The organism is Citrobacter sp. MGH 55 (genome assembly GCF_016906145.1).
Lineage (GTDB): Bacteria > Pseudomonadota > Gammaproteobacteria > Enterobacterales > Enterobacteriaceae > Citrobacter_A > Citrobacter_A amalonaticus.
This window is the reverse complement of the sequence record NZ_CP070239.1, coordinates 797,286-814,530: the sequence shown is the minus strand read 5'-3', so window position 1 is coordinate 814,530 and position 17,245 is coordinate 797,286. Positions and strand designations below refer to the sequence as shown.

General features: G+C 53.8%; 18 protein-coding genes. 12 read left to right on the top strand and 6 right to left on the bottom strand.

The annotated features are described in order from the left end of the window. Positions 1-75: 75 nt before the first annotated feature. From aroK to trpS, 7 genes are all read left to right on the top strand, one after another. On the top strand, positions 76-597 hold the full coding sequence (gene aroK / locus JTI98_RS03260) for a shikimate kinase AroK (RefSeq protein WP_042322869.1): 522 nt from the start codon (positions 76-78) through the stop codon (positions 595-597). A gap of 58 nt (positions 598-655) precedes the next feature. Further along, positions 656-1,744 (top strand): 3-dehydroquinate synthase, encoded by a 1,089-nt coding sequence (gene aroB / locus JTI98_RS03255; RefSeq protein WP_042998412.1) that lies wholly within the window; start codon positions 656-658, stop codon positions 1,742-1,744. Between the two features lie 96 nt (positions 1,745-1,840). Further along, positions 1,841-3,121 carry a cell division protein DamX gene (damX, locus tag JTI98_RS03250; RefSeq protein WP_216081910.1) on the top strand — a complete coding sequence of 427 codons (1,281 nt, stop codon included), beginning with the start codon at positions 1,841-1,843 and terminating at the stop codon, positions 3,119-3,121. A gap of 66 nt (positions 3,122-3,187) precedes the next feature. Further along, positions 3,188-4,024 carry an adenine-specific DNA-methyltransferase gene (gene dam, locus JTI98_RS03245; protein ID WP_042998410.1) on the top strand — a complete coding sequence of 279 codons (837 nt, stop codon included), beginning with the start codon at positions 3,188-3,190 and terminating at the stop codon, positions 4,022-4,024. Between the two features lie 17 nt (positions 4,025-4,041). Beyond that, positions 4,042-4,719, top strand: coding sequence for a ribulose-phosphate 3-epimerase (gene rpe / locus JTI98_RS03240; RefSeq protein WP_042998409.1), 678 nt, complete (start codon positions 4,042-4,044; stop codon positions 4,717-4,719). After that, complete coding sequence (gph, locus tag JTI98_RS03235) at positions 4,712-5,470, top strand: phosphoglycolate phosphatase (RefSeq protein ID WP_042998408.1); 759 nt, start codon at positions 4,712-4,714, stop codon at positions 5,468-5,470. Before rpe ends, gph begins: the two co-directional genes overlap by 8 nt. Further along, complete coding sequence (trpS, locus tag JTI98_RS03230; RefSeq protein ID WP_216081909.1) at positions 5,463-6,467, top strand: tryptophan--tRNA ligase; 1,005 nt, start codon at positions 5,463-5,465, stop codon at positions 6,465-6,467. Before gph ends, trpS begins: the two co-directional genes overlap by 8 nt. Before the next feature lie 67 nt (positions 6,468-6,534). Here trpS and JTI98_RS03225 read toward each other — a convergent pair whose 3' ends face one another. The 6 genes from JTI98_RS03225 to tsgA form a co-directional block, all read right to left on the bottom strand. After that, entirely contained in the window at positions 6,535-6,702 is a 168-nt protein-coding gene (locus tag JTI98_RS03225; protein WP_042998406.1) for a DUF4223 family protein, read from the bottom strand. Between the two features lie 247 nt (positions 6,703-6,949). Beyond that, complete coding sequence (gene cysG / locus JTI98_RS03220) at positions 6,950-8,323, bottom strand: siroheme synthase CysG (RefSeq protein ID WP_044328716.1); 1,374 nt, start codon at positions 8,321-8,323, stop codon at positions 6,950-6,952. 11 nt (positions 8,324-8,334) lie between these two features. Beyond that, on the bottom strand, positions 8,335-9,144 hold the full coding sequence (nirC, locus tag JTI98_RS03215; protein ID WP_042998404.1) for a nitrite transporter NirC: 810 nt from the start codon (positions 9,142-9,144) through the stop codon (positions 8,335-8,337). 136 nt (positions 9,145-9,280) lie between these two features. Continuing rightward, positions 9,281-9,607, bottom strand: coding sequence for a nitrite reductase small subunit NirD (nirD, locus tag JTI98_RS03210; RefSeq protein WP_042998403.1), 327 nt, complete (start codon positions 9,605-9,607; stop codon positions 9,281-9,283). After that, the gene (gene nirB / locus JTI98_RS03205) at positions 9,604-12,147 is read right to left on the bottom strand and encodes an NADPH-nitrite reductase large subunit (RefSeq protein WP_044263793.1); all 2,544 of its coding nucleotides are present in this window, start codon (positions 12,145-12,147) and stop codon (positions 9,604-9,606) included. Before nirB ends, nirD begins: the two co-directional genes overlap by 4 nt. A 320-nt stretch (positions 12,148-12,467) precedes the next feature. Then, complete coding sequence (gene tsgA, locus JTI98_RS03200; protein WP_044263792.1) at positions 12,468-13,649, bottom strand: MFS transporter TsgA; 1,182 nt, start codon at positions 13,647-13,649, stop codon at positions 12,468-12,470. A 265-nt stretch (positions 13,650-13,914) separates the two neighbouring features. Between tsgA and ppiA the strand changes: the two genes are divergently transcribed. The 5 genes from ppiA to JTI98_RS03175 all read left to right on the top strand — a co-directional run. Continuing rightward, positions 13,915-14,487, top strand: a complete 573-nt coding sequence (gene ppiA, locus JTI98_RS03195; protein ID WP_044328150.1) for a peptidylprolyl isomerase A — start codon at positions 13,915-13,917, stop codon at positions 14,485-14,487. A gap of 108 nt (positions 14,488-14,595) precedes the next feature. Beyond that, the gene (locus JTI98_RS03190) at positions 14,596-14,763 is read left to right on the top strand and encodes a YhfG family protein (RefSeq protein ID WP_044253468.1); all 168 of its coding nucleotides are present in this window, start codon (positions 14,596-14,598) and stop codon (positions 14,761-14,763) included. Continuing rightward, entirely contained in the window at positions 14,753-15,355 is a 603-nt protein-coding gene (locus JTI98_RS03185) for a putative adenosine monophosphate-protein transferase Fic (protein WP_042998398.1), read from the top strand. The genes JTI98_RS03190 and JTI98_RS03185 overlap by 11 nt, the downstream gene beginning before the upstream one ends. A gap of 31 nt (positions 15,356-15,386) precedes the next feature. Further along, positions 15,387-15,950: an aminodeoxychorismate synthase component 2 gene (gene pabA / locus JTI98_RS03180; RefSeq protein WP_058587483.1), complete on the top strand. Its 564-nt coding sequence runs from the start codon at positions 15,387-15,389 to the stop codon at positions 15,948-15,950. A gap of 85 nt (positions 15,951-16,035) precedes the next feature. After that, positions 16,036-17,245: aspartate aminotransferase family protein (locus tag JTI98_RS03175; protein WP_216081908.1), on the top strand; the 1,210-nt coding region annotated here is incomplete at its 3' end.

Sequence of the window (17,245 nt, the reverse complement as noted above, 5' to 3'; positions counted from 1 at the left end):
AGTTCATGTCCTGCTGCGCTCAGTGTCTGCGACGCGGGTTTATCATTAACGAATAGTCTTAGTAGTACCGAAAAAATGGCAGAGAAACGCAATATCTTTCTGGTTGGGCCTATGGGTGCCGGAAAAAGCACTATTGGGCGCCAGTTAGCTCAACAACTCAATATGGAATTTTACGATTCTGATCAAGAGATTGAGAAACGAACCGGAGCTGATGTGGGCTGGGTCTTCGACGTAGAAGGTGAAGACGGCTTCCGCGATCGTGAAGAGAAAGTCATCAACGAATTGACGGAAAAACAGGGTATTGTGCTGGCTACCGGTGGTGGCTCTGTAAAATCGCGTGAAACCCGTAATCGTCTTTCCGCGCGTGGCGTCGTGGTCTATCTCGAAACGACCATCGAAAAACAACTTGCGCGTACGCAGCGCGATAAAAAACGTCCGCTGTTGCAGGTAGAAGCGCCGCCTCGTGAAGTTCTGGAAGCGTTGGCCGACGAACGCAATCCGCTGTATGAAGAGATTGCCGACGTAACCATTCGTACCGATGATCAGAGCGCCAAAGTCGTTGCAAACCAGATTATTCATATGCTGGAAAGCAACTGATTCTGGCTTAATACACACTCGGTAAGCGGGTATAAGTCATTAAGGTGGATGTCGCGTCATGGAGAGGATTACCGTCACTCTCGGGGAACGTAGTTACCCTATCACCATCGCGGCTGGTTTGTTTAACGAACCAGCTTCATTCTTACCGCTGAAATCGGGCGATCAGGTTATGTTGGTCACCAACGAAACCCTGGCTCCCCTTTATCTTGATAAGATTCGCAGCGTACTTGAACAAGCGGGTGTGAACGTTGATAGCGTCATCCTGCCTGACGGCGAGCAGTACAAAAGCCTGACGGTGCTGGATACGGTATTCACCGCCTTGCTGCAAAAACCGCATGGTCGTGATACGACGCTGGTCGCACTGGGCGGTGGCGTCATTGGCGACCTGACCGGTTTTGCCGCTGCCAGCTATCAGCGCGGTGTGCGCTTCATCCAGGTCCCAACGACACTTTTGTCGCAGGTTGACTCCTCCGTTGGCGGTAAAACCGCCGTAAACCATCCACTCGGCAAAAACATGATCGGCGCGTTTTACCAGCCGGCCTCCGTGGTGGTGGATCTCGACTGTCTGAAAACGCTCCCTGCCCGTGAACTGGCATCCGGTCTGGCGGAAGTGATCAAGTACGGCATTATCCTTGATGGCGAATTCTTTAGCTGGCTGGAGGAGAATCTGGATGCGTTACTGCGTCTGGACGGACCGGCAATGGCCTGGTGTATTCGTCGTTGTTGTGAGCTGAAAGCCGAAGTTGTTGCCGCAGACGAGCGCGAAACCGGCTTACGTGCTTTACTGAATCTGGGGCACACGTACGGTCATGCCATTGAAGCTGAAATGGGTTATGGCAATTGGTTACATGGTGAAGCGGTCGCAGCAGGTATGGTAATGGCTGCGCGGACGTCGGAACGTCTGGGGCAGTTTGCGCCAGAAGATACGCAGCGCATCATCACGTTACTTAAACGTGCTGGCTTGCCGGTCCACGGACCGCGCGAGATGTCCGCGCAGGCTTACCTGCCGCACATGTTGCGTGATAAAAAAGTGTTGGCGGGAGAAATGCGCTTAGTCCTTCCGCTGGCAATAGGGAAAAGTGAAGTACGCGGCGGCGTGTCGCATGAGGTGGTTCTTAACGCTATTGCTGATTGCCAGCAGGCGTAACAACAAGAAAGGCGGACTGATACGGCTCACGTATCGGCCATTTAGATTCAGGTTAGTTGCAACGTCGTAAGCATTAGCCTTTGAGTGGGGTGTTAAATGGATGAATTCAAACCAGAAGACGAGCTGAAACCCGATCCCAGCGATCGTCGTACTGGTCGTTCTCGTCAATCTTCAGAACGCGGTGAACCGCAGATCAACTTTGATGATGTTGATCTGGACGCTGACGATCGCCGTCCTGCGCGCGGGCGTAAAGAACGCCTTGATGAGCAAGAGAGGGAAGAGGATTACGAATCCGATGATGAAGAGTTCGTGGATGAAGAACGCGTCGAGCGTCGTCCGCGTAAGCGTAAAAAAGCCGCCGGTAAACCCGCTTCACGTCAGTACATGATGATGGGCGTGGGCGTGCTGGTCCTGCTGCTGCTGATCATCGGCATTGGCTCCGCGCTGAAAGCGCCTTCCACCCCGTCTTCAAGTGAACAAACGGCGTCTGGCGAGAAGAATATCGATCTCACCGGCAATGCCGCTGACCAGGCAAACGGCGCCCAACCCGCTCCGGGAAGCACTTCCGCTGAACAGACTGCGGGTAACACGCAGCAGGATGTTTCTTTGCCACCAATTTCCTCCACGCCAACGCAGGGTCAAACGCCTGTGACCACAGAAGGTCAACAGCGTGTAGAAGTGCAGGGCGATCTGAACAATGCACTGACGCAACCGCAGGGTCAGGAACAGCTAAATAATGTGGCGGTAAACTCTACGCTGCCAACAGAACCGGCGACCGTTGCGCCCGTGCGTAATGGTACTGCGTCAAGCCAGACGGCGACGGCACCCGCCGCCAGCGCCCAGCGACCTGAAAGTAAACAGGCTGTGATCGAGCCGAAGAAACCGCAGACCACCGCGAAAACGACGTCCGCAGCACCGAAACCGGCGGCTCAGCCTAAACGGACTGAACCCGCAGCGCCTACGGCCACGACGACGCCAAAAGCGACGGTCAGCACCGCACCGGCACAGACAGCAGCGCCCGCGCAAACGCCAGCACCTGCTCAGACCACGCCAGCGGCAACGGCAGGTAGCGCATCTGGCGCTAAAAGCGCCGGTAACGTCGGATCGCTGAAGTCCGCACCGTCCAGTCATTACACCCTGCAGCTCAGCAGCTCTTCAAACTACGACAACCTGAATGGTTGGGCGAAGAAAGAGAATCTGAAAAACTATGTGGTGTATCAGACGACGCGTAACGGCCAACCGTGGTATGTTCTGGTGTCTGGCGTGTATGCCTCGAAAGAAGATGCGAAACGCGCGGTTTCCACGCTGCCAGCCGATGTGCAGGCAAAAAATCCGTGGGCCAAACCGTTGCATCAGGTACAGGCCGATCTGAAATAATGTTAAAGCGCAGGATGCTGTCGGAGCTTTCTCCACAGCCGGAGAAGGTGTAATTAGTTAGTCAGCATGAAAAAAAATCGCGCTTTTCTGAAGTGGGCAGGGGGTAAATATCCCCTGCTTGACGACATCAAACGGCATTTACCGCAGGGCGAATGCCTGGTCGAACCCTTTGTGGGTGCAGGGTCGGTGTTTCTTAACACCGACTTTTCTCGTTATATTCTTGCCGATATCAATAGCGACCTCATCAGTCTCTATAAGATCGTGAAGACCCGTACCGACGAGTACGTGAAGGCTTCCCGTGAACTGTTTAACCCGGAAACCAATCAGGCTGAGCTCTACTATCAGTTCCGTGAAGAGTTCAATGCCAGCCAGGATCCTTTCCGTCGTGCGGTTCTGTTCCTGTATCTGAACCGATATGGTTACAACGGCCTGTGCCGGTATAATCTGCGCGGTGAGTTTAACGTGCCGTTTGGACGTTACAAAAAGCCTTACTTCCCGGAAGCTGAGTTGTATCACTTTGCGGAAAAAGCGCAGAATGCGGAATTCCACTGCCTCTCATATGATGAGTGCATGGAGCAAGCGGATGCGAACTCGGTTGTCTATTGCGATCCGCCCTACGCCCCGCTGTCAGCAACGGCGAATTTCACCGCGTATCATACCAATAGCTTCAGCCCGAAAGAGCAGGCCCATCTGGCTAAAATGGCCGAAAAGCTGGTCAGTAAGCAGATCCCGGTGTTAATTTCGAACCATGACACGCCGGATACCCGCGAATGGTATAAAGCGGCGGAACATTTTCAGGTCAAAGTGCGGCGCAGTATAAGCAGCAACGGCGGCACACGTAAAAAGGTGGACGAACTGCTGGCTCTGTACAAACCAGGAGTCGTTTCACCCGCGAATAAATAATTCTCAAGGAGAAGCGGATGAAACAGTATTTGATTGCCCCCTCAATCCTGTCGGCTGATTTTGCTCGCCTGGGTGAGGACACCGCGAAAGCTCTGGCTGCCGGTGGTGACGTCGTGCATTTTGACGTCATGGACAACCACTATGTACCGAATCTGACCATGGGTCCGATGGTACTGAAATCCCTGCGTAAATATGGCATTACGGCTCCCATCGATGTGCATCTGATGGTGAAACCGGTCGATCGAATCATCCCGGATTTCGCAGCCGCGGGCGCCAGCATCATTACCTTTCATCCGGAAGCCTCCGAACACGTTGACCGATCGCTGCAACTGATTAAAGAGCACGGCTGTAAAGCCGGGCTGGTCTTCAATCCGGCGACACCATTAAGCTATCTGGACTATGTAATGGACAAGCTGGATGTGATCCTGTTGATGTCCGTTAACCCAGGTTTTGGCGGTCAGTCCTTCATTCCGCAAACGCTGGACAAACTGCGCGAAGTCCGTCGTCGCATTGACGAGTCGGGTTACGACATTCGCCTCGAAGTGGATGGCGGCGTGAAGGTGAGTAACATAGCTGAAATCGCCGCCGCAGGAGCCGATATGTTTGTCGCCGGTTCCGCCGTCTTCGATCAGCCAGACTACAAAAAAGTCATTGATGACATGCGCAGCGAACTGGCTAAGGTAAGTCATGGATAAATTGCAGGATATTCGGGGCGTTGCCTTTGACCTCGACGGAACGCTGGTGGACAGCGCGCCGGGATTGAGCGCCGCAGTGGACATGGCGCTGTATGCGCTGGAGCTGCCGGTTGCCGGTGAAGAGCGCGTCATTACCTGGATTGGTAATGGTGCTGATGTATTGATGGAGCGGGCGTTAACCTGGTCTCGTCAGGAGCGCGCCACACTTCGTAAGACGATGGGCAAGCCGCCGGTCGATGAAGATATTCCCGCCGAGGAGCAGGTCCGTATTCTGCGTAAGCTATTTGACCGCTACTACGGAGATGTCGCAGAAGAAGGGACGTTTCTGTTCCCTGATGTCGCCGACACGCTGGGCGCACTGCACGCCAAAGGACTGCCGCTCGGTCTGGTGACCAACAAGCCGACGCCGTTTGTTGCGCCATTGCTTGACGCGCTGGATATCAGTAAATATTTCAGCGTCGTTATTGGCGGTGACGACGTCCAGAACAAAAAACCGCATCCGGATCCGCTGCTGCTGGTGGCAAGTAAGCTCGGCATTGCGCCAGAGCAATTGCTCTTCGTGGGGGATTCGCGTAATGATATTCAGGCGGCAAAAGCCGCTGGTTGCCCGTCCGTTGGCCTCACCTATGGTTACAACTATGGTGAACCCATCGCGCTGAGCCAGCCAGACGTCATGTATGACCGCATTAATGAACTACTGCCCGCTCTCGGGCTTCCGCATAGCGAAAATCAGGAATCGAAAAATGACTAAGCCCATCGTTTTTAGTGGCGCACAGCCCTCAGGTGAATTGACCATTGGTAACTACATGGGTGCACTGCGTCAGTGGGTGAACATGCAGGATGATTACCATTGCATCTATTGCATCGTTGACCAGCATGCTATCACCGTTCGTCAGGATGCCCAGCAACTGCGTAAAGCGACGCTGGATACGCTGGCGCTCTACCTCGCGTGTGGTATCGATCCTGAGAAAAGCACCATTTTCGTTCAGTCTCATGTGCCTGAACATGCGCAACTGAGCTGGGCGCTGAACTGCTACACCTACTTTGGCGAACTGAGCCGTATGACCCAGTTCAAAGATAAGTCAGCGCGCTACGCTGAGAACATCAACGCTGGTCTGTTTGACTACCCGGTACTGATGGCAGCAGATATCCTGCTGTATCAGACCAACCTGGTGCCGGTGGGCGAAGACCAGAAACAGCACCTGGAACTGAGCCGCGATATCGCTCAGCGTTTCAACGCGCTGTATGGCGACATCTTCAAAGTTCCTGAGCCGTTTATTCCTAAATCAGGCGCCCGCGTGATGTCTCTGTTGGAGCCGACGAAAAAGATGTCCAAGTCGGACGACAACCGCAACAACGTGATTGGCCTGCTGGAAGATCCGAAATCCGTGGTCAAGAAGATTAAACGCGCGGTAACGGATTCCGAAGAGCCGCCGGTGGTGCGCTACGATGTGCAGAACAAGGCGGGCGTCTCTAACCTGCTGGATATTCTCTCCGCCGTGACCGGACAGAGTATTCCGGAACTGGAAAAACAGTTTGAAGGCAAGATGTATGGTCACCTGAAAGGCGAAGTCGCCGATGCGGTATCCGGCATGCTGACCGAGTTGCAGGAGCGTTATTATCGTTACCGTAACGACGAAGCCTTCCTGCAACAGGTGATGAAAGACGGCGCGGAAAAAGCGGGCGTGCGTGCATCAGCTACGCTGAAAGCGGTTTATGAAGCGATTGGTTTTGTTGCCAGGCCGTAACGGGAACGCGAAATGAAAAAACCGGGAGATTCCCGGTTTTTTTGTATCGGCGCAATGATCAGCGAGATTATTCTGCGGTCGGGCCGCAGCCGCCAATCATCTTAGAAATAGAAATGGCAGGGTGCAGAAGATAGTCATAAGAGCAGGTCTTATTACGGTTTTCGATGTGACCTGTACAAGCTGTCAGGGTTGCCAGTGCCGCACCTAAGAGTGCCATTTTGATAAACGTGTTCATTTACATTCCCTTTGTAAAAAATATAATTTTTTAACCATCAATTGAATTAGTGAATCTTAATTCGCTAACCGGGGTCGACGATAACGTAATCTATTTTTCGCGTCAGTAAGGGAATAGGCATGCAGGAGAGGTGGAAGGGGTAATCTTTTTAAAATTAATGAGTTAATGCAATGTCCGGATCTGGATCTTGTATTGTAGGGCCAAAAAGATAAGGCCAGGCGATGCTGACCTTACCGACAATTAAGGCTTAGTGATTAGAAAACCAGTTTAGTTTTTCACGTAATCCCACCACGCGCCCCACAATGATTAGCGCCGGGCTTGCCACCTGTGTTGCCAGTTCGCCGAGATTATTCAGTTCACCTTTGACTACCCGTTGTTTCACCGAGGTGCCGTTTTCAACCAGTGCGACCGGCATATCGGCCTGCATGCCAAATTCGATCAGTTTTTGCTGGATAGTGGCCGCCTGATTTAGCCCCATGTAAAACACCAACGTCTGTTTTTCTGCCGCCAGGTTTTCCCAGTCCAGTTCGCCGCCGGTCTTCAGGTGCCCGGTAACCAGACGTACGCTCTGGGCGTAGTCACGGTGGGTCAGCGGAACGCCGGAGTAGGCGGAACAGCCGGACGCCGCGGTAATTCCCGGCACCACGGAGAACGGAATACCGGCATGGCACAGTGTTTCCAGCTCCTCACCACCACGACCAAAGATAAACGGGTCACCGCCTTTCAGACGGACGACACGTTTGCCCTGTTGCGCTTCACGCAGCAGGATTTGGTTAATTTCCTCCTGCGGCACGCAGTGATAACCCGCGCGTTTACCGACAAACACACGGTCGGCGTCGCGACGCACCAGGTCCATGATATCGTCAGACACCAGACGGTCATAGACCACCACATCGGCCTGCTGGATCTGCTGCAACCCTTTTAGCGTCAGAAGTCCGGCATCGCCAGGGCCTGCGCCCACCAGCACCACTTCACCGCGATGATCCAACGGCTCGCTGAGCATCTGCTCGGTGGTTTCTTCTACCGCTTTATGGTCGGCATTCGCCAGCGACTGTGCCAGCCTGTCGTTAACAAACAGCTTTTCCCAGAAGCGGCGACGTTCACCCATCGTGGCAAACTGTTTTTTCACCCGGGAACGAAGTTGCCCGGCGTAGTGTGCAACCTGACCCAAATGTTGAGGTAAAACGGATTCCAGTTTTTCACGCAGCAGACGGGCCAGCACCGGTGAGGTGCCGCCGGAAGAGACCGCCACCATTAGCGGTGAACGGTCGATAATCGATGGCATGATGAAACTGGCGGCTTTCGGCGCATCCACGACGTTACAGAAGATGCGGCGGGATTCTGCGGCATCGCTCACGCGCTGATTCACCGCATCATCATCGGTCGCGGCTATCGCCAGCCAGCACGGGTCGAGAAGGGCTTCATCAAACGGTCCTTCCACCAGCGTCAACATGTTTTCATTTGCCCATACGGTGAACTGCGGAATAAACGCCAGCGCATTAACCGTTAAACGAGCGCCTGCTTCCAGCAGTAACCGTGCTTTGCGTTCTGCGACATCACCACCGCCGACAATCAGACAGTCGCGGTCGCGTAGTTGACAAAATATAGGCAAATGATCCACGACATTACCCCTTAATTATTGGCTGTAGCCTCAGTTTGGTTGATTTTTGCCGGAGCAGGTCGCTCCGATTTTGGCGTAGCATACCAATAACCTAACCCCATGAACACGACACCGGACAAAGTATTGCCGAGTGTTACCCACAGCAGGTTATGACCAATCCCCGCCAGGGTATAGGCTTCGCTGTGGTGACCGAACCAGGAGAGGGCGAACAGCGTCATGTTGGCAACTGAGTGTTCATAGCCGGACGCGATAAACGCCAGCAGACACCACCAGATAGCGATAAATTTCGCAGCGCCTTCAGTACGGATCGCCATCCAGATTGCCAGACAAACCAGCCAGTTACACAGCGCGCCTTTGAAGAACAGTACCGTTGCCGGCGCCGTGGTTTTCGCCAGCGCGACCGAGTGTACGATGCTGGTATCGACCGGTAGCAGGCTACCGCCACCCCAGCTGTACAGCAGCGCGACGAACACGGAACCCACCAGGTTACCCAACCAGGTTTGCGGCAAAATCGCCCACATCTGCCCCTGGCTGATGGTGCCCGCTTTGACGCCAAGCGTCAGGAACATCGTGTGACCGGTAAACAGTTCGGAACCAGCAATAATGACCAGCGTTAAGGCAATCCCAAAGGTCGCACCCATCACCAGCGGACGCACGGACGGATCGAGTAAGTTACCGAGAGTGAAAATCAGGATGATACCGAGGCCAACGTAAGCCCCTGCCATCGCTGAACTGACCCAGAAGCCGAGCGGGTTATTTGCCGACAGGCGTGCGATGCGCGCAGCGTTAGCCGCACATTTGTTAATTGTATCTGTGAACATGACTTTGATTACCCATAAAAAATGAAATAAATACGTAACCGTAGGCCGGATAGGCCTTTATGCCGCCATCAGACCTACGAAAAAACAGGACTGCCAATACGTTAAAAAGGGAGGCGTTGCGCCTCCCGAAAATTCATTAACTGCGCAACTGCACAATGCCGTCTTTTACCCGCGCGTCGTAGTGCGCCACGGAATGACGTTCATCCTCCATACACAGGCCGTCGCTCAGGCGAAAGCGCTGTTTTTTCAACGGGCTGGCGACCCACAATTCGCCCTGATGTTCCGCAATCAATCCGCGAGACAGCACGCTGGATTCAAAGAACGGGTCGATGTTGCTGATCGCAAACACCTGGTCGTTGTGATACGGACGAAAAATAGCGACCTGTTCCTCACCTAACAACGCGCAGACGCCGGTTGCGGGCAGGATGTCATCAATGTGGCAGATGTTTGTCCACTGGCTCATGCGTTTTCCTCCACCAGAGTGACCGGGATGCGTTCATACGGCGTGGCCGGACGATGCTGTTCACGTTCAGGCACTACCTGGACGTTCGGATCGCGTTTATCGCTGTTGATAAAGTGTCTGAAACGCGTCTGGGCAGATGGCGTGTTGACGGTTTCCGTCCACTCGCAGACTACGGCTTCGCGCAGACGGGCCATCTCTTCTTCCAGATGTTCGTTCAGACCTAGTTTGTCATCGATGATGACGGAACGCAGATACTCAATGCCGCCTTCCAGGTTGTCTAACCACGGGGCGGTACGGGTCAGTTTGTCCGCCGTACGGATGTAGAACATCATGAAACGGTCGAGATATTTGAGCAGCGTTTCACGATCGATATCCGCTGCCAGCAGATCCGCATGACGCGGTTTCATCCCGCCATTACCGCAGACGTACAGGTTCCAGCCTTTCTCGGTAGCGATGATACCGACGTCTTTGCCCTGGGCTTCGGCACATTCACGGGTACAGCCGGAAACGCCGAACTTCATCTTGTGCGGGGTGCGAATGCCTTTGTAGCGGTTTTCCAGCTCAACGCCGAAGCCCACGCTGTCACCCACGCCATAACGGCACCAGGTGCTGCCCACACAGGTTTTCGCCATGCGCAGCGCTTTGGCGTAGGCATGGCCGGTTTCGAAGCCAGCTTCAATCAGTTGGCGCCAGATTTCCGGCAGGTCGTCTTTTTGCGCGCCGAACAGGCCGATACGCTGAGAACCGGTGATTTTGGTGTACAGATTAAATTCACGGGCGATACGACCTACGGCAACCAGACCTTCCGGTGTGATTTCACCGCCGGCAGAGCGTGGGATCACGGAGTAGGTCCCGTCTTTCTGGATGTTCGCCAGGAAGTTGTCGTTGGTATCCTGCAGCGGGGTGTGTTGCGGTTTCAGGATGTACTCATTCCAGCAGGAGGCCAGCAAAGATCCCACGGTCGGTTTACACACTTCGCAGCCATAACCTTTACCGTGTTTTGCCAGCAGTTCCTCGAAGGTTTTGATGCCTTCCACTCGAATCAGGTGGAACAGTTCCTGGCGCGAGTAAGCAAAGTGCTCGCACAGGTTGTTGTTCACTTCGATACCCTGTTTCGCCAGTTCGGCGTTCAGCACCTGGGTAACCAGTGGGATACAACCGCCGCAGCCGGTACCGGCTTTGGTTTCGGCTTTCAGCGCGGCAACGGTGTGGCAGCCTTTGTTGATGGCGGCGACCAGCATCCCTTTGGTGACGTCGAAACAGGAGCAAATCTGCGCGCTGTCCGGCAGTTTATCCACGCCAATAGACGGTTTACCACTGCCTGCATGGGCCGGCAGGATCAGCGAGTCCGGATTTTCCGGCAGTTCGATGGCATTCAGTACCAGTTGCAGCAGGTTGCCGTAATCGCTGGTATCTCCCACCAGCACAGCGCCGAGCAGGGTTTTGTTATCCTGGCTTACGATAAGGCGTTTGTAGACTTCTTTGCTTTCGTCGAGGTAAACGTAACTACGGGCACCCGGCGTGCGGCCATGTGCGTCGCCAATACCGCCTACGTCAACGCCCAGCAGTTTCAGCTTGGCGCTTAAATCTGCGCCTTCGAAGGCGTTTTCGTTATCGAGAATATGGTCAACGGCGACCTGCGCCATTTTGTAGCCCGGCGCGACCAGACCGTATACCCGGTTGTTCCAACTGGCACATTCACCGATGGCGTAGATATCCGGGTCGGACGTCTGGCAGGCATCGTTGATCACGATCCCGCCGCGTGGCGCAACCTCCAGACCACACTGGGTCGCCAGTTTGTCGCGTGGGCGAATACCGGTCGAGAAGACGATGAAGTCTACTTCCAGCTCGCTACCGTCGGCAAATCGCATCGTTTTACGGGCTTCAGTGCCTTGCTGGACGATCTCCTGGGTGTTTTTGCTGGTGTGCACGCGCACGCCCATGCTTTCAATCTTGCGACGCAACTGTTCGCCGCCCATAGGGTCAAGCTGCTCAGCCATCAGCATCGGGGCGAATTCAATCACGTGAGTTTCCACGCCGAGGTTTTTCAGCGCGCCTGCCGCTTCCAGACCTAACAGACCGCCGCCGACGACCGCACCACGCTTGCTGCGACGAGCACAGGATTCAATCGCGTTGAGGTCTTCAATGGTACGATAAACGAAGCAGTCCTGGGTTTCGGAACCTTTAATCGGCGGGATCCACGGATAAGAACCGGTCGCCATAATCAGCTTGTCGTAGTAAACCGTACGGCCCGCACTGGAGTGAATCACTTTTTCCTGGCGGTTGATGGTAATCGCACGTTCGCCGACCAGCACGTTAACGCCGTGCTTCTCGTAAAATCCTTCGCGAACCAGAGACAGTTCTTCGGCGGTGTGGTGTGAGAAGTAGGATGACAGGTGCACACGGTCGTATGCCTTGCGGGGTTCTTCGCAGAAAACAGTAATATCAAAATTGGCAGCGTCGGATTTATCAAGAAGGTCCTCAATAAAGCGATGGCCGACCATACCATTACCGATAATAGCGAGTCTGACTTTGCTCATTTTTGCCTCGATTTCTTTTCTATTACTGCCTACCTTAACGATTCAGCACCCCCACTTATTGATGCAAATCAAATTCACCTTTATATACCTCTTAAGGAGTATATTGCTGATTTGACAGCATTTTCTTAAGTTGTGGAAATATCAGACTTTTCGCGATTGTACAAATAACGTACAAAATGAGGGGTTTTTAGCAGAAGAGGGCTACCACTAAAGATTGGCTGCCTTACATCCTTCGAGGAAGGGAAAAGAAACGAGAAAAGGCCGGATGGCGGTAGCGTTTTATCCGGCCTATAAAGAGGATCGCCATCCGGCAAATCACGTTACTGTGCTGTCGGGGCCTCATGCTGACGATGACGGGTCACAAAACCGAGGATAAAGCACATCACGAAGACGATAGCGTACAGGCCATTCGCGGTGAGCAAGGCCGCCTGAGGACCGCTGTGCGCCACGATAGGACCGGTGACGACAAACGTCAGCATGGTGCCGATGGTGCCGCAGGTCAGGACGAAGTTAACCAGTTTTGGCGAGGCTACACGGGTCTGCTGCGAGCCCAGAGTGATGATAGTGGTATAGATGGCGCTGGAGAAAAAGCCTAGAGCCAGAATAAACCACGGCATATGTTCAGGCGTCCCGGTGATGAACAGGTACATCAGCACGGTGGCCAGTGCCGCCAGTACGGTCAAAATGCGCTGCAAATCAAAGAAACGCAGAATGAAGCTGAATGCCCACATCCCAAACATGTATGACATCCAGAAGTTGCTGACCAGCGTACCGGCATCGTTCAGGCTCATCCCCAGCCCTTTCGCGTACTCGGGTACCCAGGAGATAAAGCCCAACTGACCGAGGATGTAACACAGCGCAGCGACAGACAGAAACAGGACGCCGATGCCCCATTTCTCTTTCACGACGGGTGTATCGCTTTGCGGCGCGTGTTTGCCCAGCGGCGGGAATTCACAACCAAAGGTCAGAAGAAAAATAGCGACATAGACCAGACCGATGCAGGCGTACACCCAGTACCATTCGATGCTGCGCGCCAACAGGAACGCGGCGACCATCGGGAAAACCATCCCAGCCATGCTGAAGAAGGAGTCGGTAAACAGCAGACGGGAGCCGCGCTGACGGCCTTCATACATCTGCGTAATCAGGAACGTACCAATGGACATGGTGATCCCGCTGACCAACCCCAGCACAAACATTGCGGCAGAGAATAAAGCCAGACTGTGGCTGAACATCAGACCGGCAACGGCCAGTACCATCAGGATAAAGCCAAAGCGCAGTTGCGTTTTTAGCGGAACAATTTCCATCAGCCAGGCATTAAGGAAAATGGAGATCAAGATACCGGCGTTCAGGAAGGTGAAAGTGTTACTCATACTGGAAACTGGCAGCTGGAAATACTCTGCGATGTTTCCCATCACCATCCCGGTGACAATAACCAACGCACCGGTGAGGGCGTAGGAGAGAAAGCTAATCCATGTGAGCTTGATACGATTGCTGTTAGTCATGACTGGCCTGTAAATGGAAGTAAAGCGCATTGACGGCGCCGGGAACGGGCGGATTTTAGGCTTTTTAGTGATTCATTTAAACTTTTATCGGAAATTACAGGATCTGTTACATTTTTAAAGGTGATGTGAGTCACAATAATTAATGCTTTGATGAAGTTACATATGTTTCAGGTACGTAAAATTAGGTAAAGGGATGGCCTTGTCCCTGAAGGCTCTTTAGAATCAAACCACTGGCTTTTGTTACCGCTCTCCTAAAGGAAATCTCATGCTCAAATCGACCCTGGCGGCTGTTGCAGCTGTTTTCGCCCTTTCTGCTCTCTCTCCCGCAGTGCTGGCAGCAAAAGGGGATCCGCACGTTTTGCTGACGACCTCTGCAGGTAATATTGAACTGGAACTGAATAGCCAGAAAGCGCCTGTTTCAGTGCAAAACTTTGTCGATTATGTGAACAATGGTTTCTATAACAACACCACGTTTCACCGTGTAATTCCCGGCTTTATGGTCCAGGGCGGTGGCTTCACCGAGCAGATGCAGCAGAAGAAACCTAATCCCCCGATTAAAAACGAAGCCGATAATGGCTTGCGTAACACGCGCGGCACCATCGCGATGGCGCGTACTGCTGATAAAGACAGCGCGACCAGCCAGTTCTTTATCAACGTGGCCGATAATGCCTTCCTCGATCACGGCCAGCGTGATTTCGGCTATGCCGTATTTGGTAAAGTTGTGAAAGGGATGGAGGTGGCCGATAAGATTTCCCAGGTGCCGACCCATGATGTCGGCCCTTACCAGAATGTGCCGTCAAAACCAGTGGTTATCCTCTCCGCAAAAGTTCTGCCGTAATCCTTCCCCGCGCGGGCATTGCAGGCCCGCGTTGCTTTATCTTCCCTGCGTAACCGCGTTTTGCTGCTTATACTTGTGGCAAACATGGATCAATCAGGGAGGTGTAAAGTGAAAAAACTCACCGACAGGCAAAAATCCCGGCTCTGGGAACAGCAGCGCAACGTGAATTTCCAGGCCAGCCGCCGTCTTGAGGGCGTCGAAAGTCCGTTAGTCACGCTTAATGCCGCAGAGGCGCTGGCGCGTCTGGAAGAACTCCGGAGGCACTATGAGCGATAAAATCGGCGACGACCGCGATCCGTATCTTTACCCCGGACTGAATGTGATGCGTAACCGTCTGGGGATCCACCAGGTTGCACGTCTGGAACAGGCCGCTTATGAACTGACTGCGCTACGAGCGGCGACTATCGAACTGGGCCCGGCGAAGCGTGGCTTGCCTCATCTGTGTGCGATTCATCGGCAGCTTTACCAGGACGTCTTTGACTGGGCGGGTCATCTGCGTGAAGTGGATATCTATCAGGGGGATACCCGTTTCTGCCATTTCGCGTACATCGAAAAAGAGGGAAATGCCCTGATGCAGGATCTGGAAGAAGAGGGCTACCTGATGGGGCTGCCGAAAGAGAAGTTCGTCAGTCGCCTTGCCCATTATTACTGTGAGATCAACGTACTACATCCGTTTCGTCTTGGCAGCGGCATGGCGCAGCGGATTTTCTTCGAGCAGTTGGCTATTCATGCGGGTTATCTTCTTCACTGGGCAGATGTGCCGGTGGCGGAGTGGCGTCGGGCGAATCAGGAAGGGGCGATGGGCGACCTTAGCGCATTGCAGGCGATATTTCGTAAAGGGGTAAGCGAAGCCGAGGAAACTGAGTAGAATAGCGCGGTTTTCCTCGACCGGAGCCGCCATGATCCTGCTTATCGATAACTACGATTCTTTCACCTGGAACCTCTACCAGTATTTTTGTGAGCTGGGCGCTGACGTGCAGGTTAAGCGCAATGATGAATTGACGCTGTCGCAGATCGATGCGCTACAGCCGCAAAAAATCGTCATTTCGCCCGGTCCCTGCACCCCGGATGATGCCGGAATTTCGCTGGAGGTGATTCGCCACTATGCCGGACGTTTGCCGATACTGGGCGTCTGCCTGGGGCATCAGGCGATGGCGCAGGCTTTTGGCGCAACGATCATACGCGCCGAAAAAGTGATGCACGGAAAAACGTCGCCCATTCACCATACGGGACAGGGCGTGTTTCAGGGGTTAACTAACCCGCTTACCGTCACCCGCTATCACTCGCTCGTCATCGACCCCACCACACTGCCAGACTGCTTTGAAGTGACCGCCTGGAGCGAAACACAGGAAATTATGGGGATTCGCCATACGATGTGGGATCTGGAAGGGGTGCAGTTCCACCCGGAAAGTATTCTCAGCGAGCAGGGACATCAATTGCTGGCAAATTTCCTCAATCGGTGATTTGTGGTTGCTATCCTGTGATTTTTTATGCATATTTTGTGATTATATTTTCACATTCATTTTTGCATAACTGGATGGGCATGAGATGGCAACTGAACAAACGGCAGTAACCCGGGCAACTTTCGATGAAGTCATTCTGCCGATTTATGCACCGGCGGAATTTATTCCGGTAAAAGGCAAAGGCAGCCGGGTCTGGGATCAGCAGGGCAAAGACTATGTTGATTTCGCGGGCGGAATTGCAGTGACCGCGCTGGGGCATTGCCATCCTGTACTGGTCGATGCGTTAAAAGCGCAGGGCGAAACGCTCTGGCATACCAGTAACGTCTTCACCAACGAACCCGCGCTGCGTCTGGGACGAAAAATAATCGATGCCACCTTTGCTGAGCGCGTGCTGTTTATGAACTCGGGAACAGAAGCCAACGAAACGGCGTTCAAGCTGGCGCGTCATTACGCCTGCGTGCGCCATAGCCCGTTCAAAACCAAAATCATTGCCTTTCATAACGCGTTCCACGGTCGCTCGTTGTTTACCGTCACGGTGGGCGGTCAGCCGAAGTATTCCGATGGCTTTGGGCCGAAACCGGCGGATATCATCCATGTACCGTTTAACGATCTCCATGCGGTGAAAGCGGTGATGGATGACCATACCTGCGCGGTGGTGGTTGAGCCGGTACAGGGAGAAGGTGGCGTTCTGGCCGCGACGCCGGAGTTCCTGCAAGGGCTGCGCGAGCTCTGCGACGAGCACCAGGCATTGCTGGTGTTTGATGAAGTACAAAGCGGAATGGGGCGTACCGGCGATCTGTTTGCCTATATGCACTATGGCGTGACGCCGGATATCCTCACCAGCGCGAAAGCGCTGGGCGGCGGCTTCCCGGTGAGCGCGGTATTGACGACGCAGGAAATCGCCTCGGCGTTTCATGTCGGCTCTCATGGTTCGACCTACGGCGGTAACCCGCTGGCCTGCGCGGTGGCGGAAGCCGCGTTCGACATCATCAACACGCCAGAGGTTCTGGGAGGCGTGAATGCAAAACGCCAGAGATTCGTTCAACATCTGCAGCAGATTGATGAGCAGTACCACGTGTTCAGCGATATTCGCGGTATGGGGCTGTTGATTGGGGCCGAGCTGAAATCACAATACAAAGGGCGTGCGCGTGATTTCCTCTATGCGGCAGCCGACGCGGGTGTGATGGTGTTGAATGCCGGTCCTGATGTGATGCGCTTTGCTCCATCGCTGGTGGTGGAAGAGGCGGATATCGACGAAGGGATGCAGCGTTTTGCACAGGCTGTCGCGAAGGTTG

Excerpts from the sequence above, each read along its gene's own strand:
- aroB (WP_042998412.1), top strand. The coding sequence starts at position 656 with ATGGAGAGGATTACCGTCACTCTCGGGGAACGTAGTTACCCTATCACC.
- JTI98_RS03225 (WP_042998406.1), bottom strand. The coding sequence starts at position 6,702 with ATGAACACGTTTATCAAAATGGCACTCTTAGGTGCGGCACTGGCAACC.
- nirB (WP_044263793.1), bottom strand. The coding sequence starts at position 12,147 with ATGAGCAAAGTCAGACTCGCTATTATCGGTAATGGTATGGTCGGCCAT.
- nirD (WP_042998403.1), bottom strand. The coding sequence starts at position 9,607 with ATGAGCCAGTGGACAAACATCTGCCACATTGATGACATCCTGCCCGCA.
- JTI98_RS03185 (WP_042998398.1), top strand. The coding sequence starts at position 14,753 with ATGAGCGATAAAATCGGCGACGACCGCGATCCGTATCTTTACCCCGGA.
- damX (WP_216081910.1), top strand. The coding sequence starts at position 1,841 with ATGGATGAATTCAAACCAGAAGACGAGCTGAAACCCGATCCCAGCGAT.
- tsgA (WP_044263792.1), bottom strand. The coding sequence starts at position 13,649 with ATGACTAACAGCAATCGTATCAAGCTCACATGGATTAGCTTTCTCTCC.
- dam (WP_042998410.1), top strand. The coding sequence starts at position 3,188 with ATGAAAAAAAATCGCGCTTTTCTGAAGTGGGCAGGGGGTAAATATCCC.
- ppiA (WP_044328150.1), top strand. The coding sequence starts at position 13,915 with ATGCTCAAATCGACCCTGGCGGCTGTTGCAGCTGTTTTCGCCCTTTCT.
- nirC (WP_042998404.1), bottom strand. The coding sequence starts at position 9,144 with ATGTTCACAGATACAATTAACAAATGTGCGGCTAACGCTGCGCGCATC.
- gph (WP_042998408.1), top strand. The coding sequence starts at position 4,712 with ATGGATAAATTGCAGGATATTCGGGGCGTTGCCTTTGACCTCGACGGA.
- trpS (WP_216081909.1), top strand. The coding sequence starts at position 5,463 with ATGACTAAGCCCATCGTTTTTAGTGGCGCACAGCCCTCAGGTGAATTG.
- aroK (WP_042322869.1), top strand. The coding sequence starts at position 76 with ATGGCAGAGAAACGCAATATCTTTCTGGTTGGGCCTATGGGTGCCGGA.
- pabA (WP_058587483.1), top strand. The coding sequence starts at position 15,387 with ATGATCCTGCTTATCGATAACTACGATTCTTTCACCTGGAACCTCTAC.
- rpe (WP_042998409.1), top strand. The coding sequence starts at position 4,042 with ATGAAACAGTATTTGATTGCCCCCTCAATCCTGTCGGCTGATTTTGCT.